General features: G+C 57.8%; 6 protein-coding genes. 3 read left to right on the forward strand and 3 right to left on the reverse strand.

The window, feature by feature from the left end; all coding sequences use genetic code 11:
• Positions 1 to 63 precede the first annotated feature (63 nt).
• Both BLT65_RS42550 and BLT65_RS42555 read right to left on the reverse strand, forming a co-directional pair.
• Complete coding sequence (locus BLT65_RS42550) at positions 64 to 627, reverse strand: hypothetical protein (protein WP_143036682.1); 564 nt, start codon at positions 625 to 627, stop codon at positions 64 to 66.
• Between the two features lie 168 nt (positions 628 to 795).
• Complete coding sequence (locus BLT65_RS42555) at positions 796 to 1,362, reverse strand: hypothetical protein (protein ID WP_091790119.1); 567 nt, start codon at positions 1,360 to 1,362, stop codon at positions 796 to 798.
• A gap of 459 nt (positions 1,363 to 1,821) precedes the next feature.
• Between BLT65_RS42555 and BLT65_RS42560 the strand changes: the two genes are divergently transcribed.
• Entirely contained in the window at positions 1,822 to 2,973 is a 1,152-nt protein-coding gene (locus BLT65_RS42560; RefSeq protein ID WP_091790121.1) for a hypothetical protein, read from the forward strand.
• A 170-nt stretch (positions 2,974 to 3,143) separates the two neighbouring features.
• Here BLT65_RS42560 and BLT65_RS42565 read toward each other — a convergent pair whose 3' ends face one another.
• Positions 3,144 to 3,566, reverse strand: coding sequence for an HU family DNA-binding protein (locus BLT65_RS42565; protein WP_091790123.1), 423 nt, complete (start codon positions 3,564 to 3,566; stop codon positions 3,144 to 3,146).
• A gap of 920 nt (positions 3,567 to 4,486) precedes the next feature.
• Here BLT65_RS42565 and istA point away from each other — a divergent pair.
• Positions 4,487 to 6,010: an IS21 family transposase gene (istA, locus tag BLT65_RS42575; protein ID WP_091789756.1), complete on the forward strand. Its 1,524-nt coding sequence runs from the start codon at positions 4,487 to 4,489 to the stop codon at positions 6,008 to 6,010.
• 12 nt (positions 6,011 to 6,022) lie between these two features.
• Positions 6,023 to 6,790 carry an IS21-like element helper ATPase IstB gene (gene istB / locus BLT65_RS42580; protein WP_091789752.1) on the forward strand — a complete coding sequence of 256 codons (768 nt, stop codon included), beginning with the start codon at positions 6,023 to 6,025 and terminating at the stop codon, positions 6,788 to 6,790.
• Positions 6,791 to 6,882: the final 92 nt, after the last annotated feature.

Raw genomic sequence — 6,882 nt, forward strand, 5'->3', positions numbered from 1 at the left:
TGCGTCATCGACGATGACTCGCACCGCGTTTAGCGAGGCGCTCTAGGGAATGACTACGGAGAATTAAATTTCACCGTCGTGGATGTATCGCTCATCAAATATCCGCATGTACTCCGCTGCATGAGCAATTTCCCGCCACGCCCTGATTTCCTCCTGCGTCAGGATTTGAATGTGGCACGCGACGGCATGGGCGACGTACATGCGCTCATCCAGATAGTCATTGACGGGATATCTTGTGAGACACGTGGCATCGTCGAATGCCCACAGTACGTAGAATGCGGATTCGTTAGGGGTCTTAGCAGAGTAAATTGCTGAAAGCGTCAGGGCGATTTTCCCGTCGGCGAGCATCATGCATGCGACTTGTCTGCCATCCTCGCCAGGTTTGGTTCCAACCTCAATATAAGGGCTGGCGTGGTCAATCGCGCTTGAATATACCCCGCGAAGCACGACGACCAATACATTAATGGTTCTGATAATGGGCTGTTTGAATAGCTTGGCGGTCTTTACCACGAATGCTGTGGACTTTACCTGCTCTGTTGTCATTTTTTTAATCTCGCCTAGAACTGGCTGGTTAATATCTTCGGCTTTGATATATTGGGATGTAGGTGGCGCGAGAAGAGAGAACATGTTGTGGCTTTTTAAATGGCTAAGTTTTAAATAACTGGCCCTGCAGCTGCGAATTGTCAGAATGGGGGGAAGGCACGTCGGCGCTGTTGTCCATGCTGACCCGTAAGCTACCGGGTGTTATGGGGTAGATGCGGTGTGATTGATGTGAATGAGTTGTGAGCGGCCGGCTCAATCCTCATCACAAAGGTCGACGAAGTCGAAAATTCCAATGTAGTTCGCAGTTGCTGCGGTGTTTTGCCAGGCCCGAATCTCCTCGTGGGTCAGCGGATTGTGGTCTTCTGCGATAGCGTTCGCTATTTGCAGTTCATGACGAATGTCGTCGTCAATGTAGTGCGTTGAAAGGTGCGCTTCATCGTCGAATAGCCACAGGATATGAAATTCATCGTCCACGTCCATATCGGCCCAATGTGCGACCATCGTGGCCAAAGCGACGGTTTCGTCGGCCAGCATGAAGCACGACAGTCGTGCGCCATCCGCGCGAGGTTTGACGTCAGAAGGAAAATGCGAGTCCACGTCTCCGATTGCGTTGGAATTGATCCCGAACAACGGGACGACGACAATTTTGCTGCCGGAGAACTCCGTGTCCACATCGGTCAGTTGACTCCCCCTGATGATGTAGCTCGTCCGGGTGGGACGTTCGAGTGAACTGATGCGGATGCGCTCGAGGATGAGCATGTTGAAGGCGTACTCGTCGCATTCCAAGGTTTCGCAAAGTGAATCGAAGTAGGTGTTCATAGAAAAATAAAGCGAAATTGATTAGTTAATTGCGTGGCGTCTTATCTTGTGAGAATCAACACCGAAGCTTGTGTTTGAGTGAGATTAAGTGGAATTCTTGTATAAATCAACTGTTGGCGAAAGATATCCAATTATTTATACGCCGTATAAATTCTTATGCGATGAATTAGAATTCAAGAAATCCCGCGTAGTCGCGGAAAATTGCGGACCGTGATTAAACGCGGGCTAGCTTTCCAGCCGCCTATGAGCGTCAATCAATGTTCGGCGAGCGCTTCGCGGCGTGACTGCGTGTCAGTTGCAGACACGACTGAACAGGATGAACTAAGTGCATTTGAGTCCGGGTTCATCGTGCAGAGATAGATTTCCTGCATCGCCGATACGACGCTATCAGAGTAAAGCCGTCTTCTCGGGCTAGGATGCTGCGGATGCGGTGCGACCGGATAAAACCGGGAGCAATACATGTTTTCTCGCATGTGGACCTTTTCCAAAATGCCGGATGACCTGAATCTATCCTCTGTCGAAGCGCTTGAACTCAACGATGCCGAATGTCCCGATGACATCGGAGTTAACGCGGAGGAGGACGACTACGACCCTCCGCTCCCGTACGACTATCGCGAGCAATGGGCTGAGAATCCAGTGGAGTGGGCGCTGTCCTACGCCGATGACCTGATTCGAAGGTTCGAGTGCGGTCCCGATTTCTACCGGAGCCTCGACTCCGCCATTATTGAACAGTGGTTATTTGAGGACTATCCTGACCTCCGGGAGACGCTTAGCATTGACGGCGCAATGAACGCTTTCCGTATCGGTCTGGTTCAACGCTGCAGGATGCATCAGGCAGCAGCTATGCTTGCGAGCATGTTCGTCGACGTACCTATCGGAGCTGTTAGACCCGTTGACTCACTCATCGCAGCGTGCGAAGAATTTTTCCCTGGTTGGTTGTCGATTATCATGACCGAACCTCGATGGAAATGGTCAGCGACACTGCCTGGGCCAATTGCAGAGCTACGCCGAAACTGGCCCGAAAGAGAATCCTTGCGGGCGCACGACAGTGGACGCCGTGTCCCGTATTCGCGTAGGTCGGATTGGCTTTGCATTGATGCGATGGATGATGGCCAGCATGGTGTCACGGCGTATCTACTGGAGGGCCCAACTTTTCCTGCGTCGATGAGATGGTGTACCCGAGAGCGTTGCGCTCTGGCGGTACATGCTCCTGCCGGAGCGACTGTGGAATCTCTCGCGGGTTGGGACGGCGTGGCACTGGCTGTATCTGGAGACGGTCAGCAGGCATCGCTGGATTTGTCATTCGGACTCGGAACGTTATCGCTGTCAGCGACGGAGCACGGGGCGGTGCTTTTGAGATTCCGTAATCGCGTGCCAGTTGTCTACATGCTGGAAGGCGAACACCTCCTGGTCGAGTACGAATGGAATCCAATTGCATTCGGACGAGAGTATTTGCGACTGGCGAGAGAGACGAGAGTGGTGAGTGGCGTGGCCGATCTTCCGCCGCATCTCACCGGCCGTTTGCGCGAGGACACCATTCGGATTGACAGAATCTGGCCTGCGAAGCTGAAGACATTTCAGGATGGCGACGACGACTCGATACCATTTTGATGCTGCGGCGGTGTGGGATTGCGGCGAGGCAGCGACAGGAATTTGAGTCTGGTTCGGCACCGACATCACAAGACGTACAGGGTAGCCAAGCTCGTTAGCGATAGAGAAGCGGTGTCAGAGAAAAAAGCCCGCCGTAAAGGCGGGCTTCTACGAACATGAACGTGCGGTGTTCAGGCGGCTGCATCCTTAAGCTTCTTGAGCGCACGTACTTTCAGGCGGACCGTTGCAGGCTTGGCGTCAAACCAGCGCTCCTCGCCCGTAAACGGGTCTTTGCCGAAACGCTTCTTCTTCGCCGGCACTTGCTGAACGCCGATCTTGAGCAGGCCCGACAGCGTAAACTCGCCGGCTCCCTTCTTGTGAACCGAACCTAGGATCGTGTCTTCAAGCGCGGCGAGAATTGCCTTTGCCTCCTTCGGTTCGACGCCAGCCTGCGTTGCCACGTGAGTGGCGAGGGAGGCCTTGGTGAATGTTTCTTTCAGGGGCTTCGCCGTTGCGCTCGCGGTTGCTGCTTTTGCTGTTGCGGTCTTCTTCGCTGCTGATTTTGCCGCTGCCTTCAGTGCTGCAGCTTTTGCGGTCTTCGTCGCCATCGACATCCTCATTTAGGGTTAGAGAGCCGCTTAAGACGAGGCACCCCGAGGCTCAGGAGCGCTCGGCACATGCGTCGACTTAAGCTGGAGGCTAGCGTAGCAACGGTTGAGGGGCTAGGCAAGCGACAGACCCCTTAAAACAGGGTTTTTTGCGACGTTTGTGGCGGAGATGTCGAACAAATGTCGATACCGTTTCATTCTGAGGGGCGCGTCAGCAGTGGTGACCAGCGATGATAATGGTGACGGAGGAAAGGCGCTGGCCGGAATATCGCAGCAGTGTAGAGATTCCTGCACCACATACGCATGCGACTACAGCCGATGCGATGCCGTGGCGTCCAACACCGGAGCGCGACTTGCATCGGGCCAGAGCCATCCATCGCACTAGACGGCATTCTCGCCGGAACGAGGAGGTTTCTTGTGATGGAATACCGCCGCAATCGCAGTGCTTTCGCGGCGGTTCGGTTCATTATTGATCGGCCTGGAGAGCGGCCGCTGCGTGGCTCCCCAGCTTCCGGGGCGGTTCACGATACGGTTTTCCCGAGTACCAACCAGCTCAATTGGTGCAGCGCCGGGAATTAGTAACACCGCTGCACTCTGATGCGCATCAGCGGCGGAGAATTCATACCCCTTACCAGTTCGTCGCTCGCTCAACGCACACCAAACCAGGCACCAAGATCCGCTCGGCGAGCCAGGCGGTGAATACCTCCTTTTTGCAACGAGCAGCGTGTCACGCCCGACAGAGCCCCAGAAGACCGGATTGCGTATTTCGGACGAACGTGACCGGCCGTTTCGGGATGGTGACCGGCGATTTCGGCAACGTGACCGGGCATTTCGGGAACGTGACCGAGCGGACCGGAAGGCAGGATTGGCGTTGCGCATGACATCAACTACGCGGGCTATGCTCGCCGGCTTTTGCCGGAGAGAGCATGCCCGCGCACCGGATGAACATGCGCATGATCAAGGACGTTATACGACTTAAATTCGACGGCGGTTTCTCGCACGATCGGATCGCCGCGTCACTGGGCATATCCAAGGGCGTGGTCACGAAGTACATCGGACTGGCCGGTGCCGCCGGGCTGGACTGGGCAAGCGCCTGCGATATGGATGAAGGCGAACTCGAGCGGCGGCTTCTCGGCAAACCCACCGGGCCGGCAGGCTACGCCCAGCCCGACTACGGACGCATCCATCAGGAGCTGCGTCGCAAGGGCATGACGCTGACGTTGCTGTGGGAGGAGTACCAGGCCGAGTTCGCGGACCGGCAGACCTACCGCTATACGCAGTTCTGCGAGCACTACAAGGCGTTCACGAAACGCCTGAAGCGCTCGATGCGTCAGATTCACCGCGCCGGCGAGAAGCTGTTTGTCGACTTCGCCGGCCCCACGTTGCCGCTGACGACTGGACGCCGCGCGCACATCTTCGTGGCGGCCATGGGCGCATCGAGCTACACATTCGCCTGTGCGACGCCGGCCGAAACGATGGAGGACTGGCTGGGCGGCATCGCACGTGCGCTGACCTTCTATGGCGGCGTGCCGCAGCTGATCGTGCCGGATAACCCGCGCGCGATGATTGCCGATCCCGATCGCTATGAACCTCGCGCCGGCGACACCGTGCTGGACTTTGCGCGTCACTACGGCACGTCATTCCTTCCTGCACGCGTATATCGTCCGCAGGACAAACCGAAGGTAGAGGTTGCGGTCCAGGTCGTCGAACGCTGGATCATGGCGCGCCTGCGTCATCATCGGTTTGAGTCGGTCCACTCGGTCAATGAGGCGATCCGCCCGCTGCTCAGGAACCTGAATGAGAGGCCGTTCCAGAAGCTGCCGGGATGTCGCGCCAGCGCATTCGCCCAGCTGGACGCGCCGGCACTGCAGCCGCTGCCGGCACAGCCCTATGAGCTCGCGCGCTTCAAGACAGTGACGGTTCACATCGACTATCACGTCGAGATCAACAAACACCGCTACAGCGTGCCGCACGCGCTTGTCGGTCTCAAGCTCGATGCGCGCATCACGGCGGGCGCTGTCGAACTGCTGCATCGCGGTCGCCGTGTCGCCAGCCACGCACGCAACGACCGCGCAGGCGGCTACACCACCGTCGTCGAGCACATGCCGGCGGCGCACCGCGCTCATCTGGAATGGACGCCGCAGCGGCTGATTCATTGGGGACAGCAGATCGGCGCGGCAACCGGCGCGCTTGTTACCCGGCTGCTGCAGGAGCAACGCCATCCGGAACACGGCTATCGGGCGTGCCTCGGATTGCTCTCGCTCTCACGTCGCTATGGCCGCGAACGTCTCGAAGCCGCCTGTGCGCTAGCACTGGAGCTGGGCGTGCACCGTTACCGCCACGTGCGCGACATCCTGATCAACAACCGCGACCGCGCTGCAGTGGCAACGCCTGCCGACTGGATCAGCCCGAGCCACGCGCATGTACGCGGCCCCGGCTACTACCAATAAGGAAGATCCACCATGATGATGCAACAGACACTGACGCAACTGCGCACCCTGAAGCTGGACGGTTTCGCTGACGGCCTGGAAGAACAACTGACGCAGCCCGGTGCGGCCAGCCTGAGCTTCGAGGAACGCCTGTCACTGCTGGTCGACCGGGAAGCCAGCTGGCGTGATGATCGCCGTCGTACCCGACTGCTCAAGCAGGCGCGCCTCAAGTATCCGCAAGCCGCCATTGAAGATCTCGACACGCGCGCTGGCCGTGGCGTCGATCCGCGCTCACTCACGAGTCTCGCGCTCGGTGACTGGGTCGAAGCCGGCTACAGCCTGCTCATCAGCGGTCCAACCGGCGCTGGGAAATCGTGGCTCGCTTGCGCCCTGGCCCAATACGCTTGCCGGCGCGGGCATTCAGCCTTGTATCTGCGCGTGCCGCGACTTGGCGAGGAGCTTCGCGTTCTGCACGGCAATGGCGGCTTCACAAAATGGCTGCTGCAGGTCGCCCGCGTTGACGTGCTCCTGCTGGACGATTGGGGAATGGCTCCCCTCGACGCGATGGTCCGAAACGATCTGCTCGAGATGATCGATGACCGCTCGGCGGGAAAGGCGACCATCATCACCAGCCAGTTACCGATTGAGCACTGGCATGGATGGATCGGCGACGAGACCATCGCCGACGCAATGCTCGACCGTCTCATGCAGCGTCATCACCGGATCACGCTCACCGGTGAATCCCTCAGAAAGGCATCCCCAAAACCCAACGTCCTGGAGCCCGAACTCGACCAGAACTGACAAGAAAATCTACAATCAACACCGCGCAACGCCCAACCCCGCCGAATCGGTCACGTTCCCGAAATCGGCGGTCACGTTCGCCGAAATACGCA

The organism is Paraburkholderia steynii (assembly GCF_900100565.1).
GTDB classification, from domain to species: Bacteria; Pseudomonadota; Gammaproteobacteria; order Burkholderiales; family Burkholderiaceae; genus Paraburkholderia; species Paraburkholderia terrae.

What these genes read in the sequence shown, in the direction of transcription:
- BLT65_RS42555 (WP_091790119.1), bottom strand. Translation starts at nt 1,362, where the DNA reads ATGAACACCTACTTCGATTCACTTTGCGAAACCTTGGAATGCGACGAG.
- BLT65_RS42550 (WP_143036682.1), bottom strand. Translation starts at nt 627, where the DNA reads ATGTTCTCTCTTCTCGCGCCACCTACATCCCAATATATCAAAGCCGAA.
- istA (WP_091789756.1), top strand. Translation starts at nt 4,487, where the DNA reads ATGCCCGCGCACCGGATGAACATGCGCATGATCAAGGACGTTATACGA.
- BLT65_RS42560 (WP_091790121.1), top strand. Translation starts at nt 1,822, where the DNA reads ATGTTTTCTCGCATGTGGACCTTTTCCAAAATGCCGGATGACCTGAAT.
- BLT65_RS42565 (WP_091790123.1), bottom strand. Translation starts at nt 3,566, where the DNA reads ATGTCGATGGCGACGAAGACCGCAAAAGCTGCAGCACTGAAGGCAGCG.
- istB (WP_091789752.1), top strand. Translation starts at nt 6,023, where the DNA reads ATGATGATGCAACAGACACTGACGCAACTGCGCACCCTGAAGCTGGAC.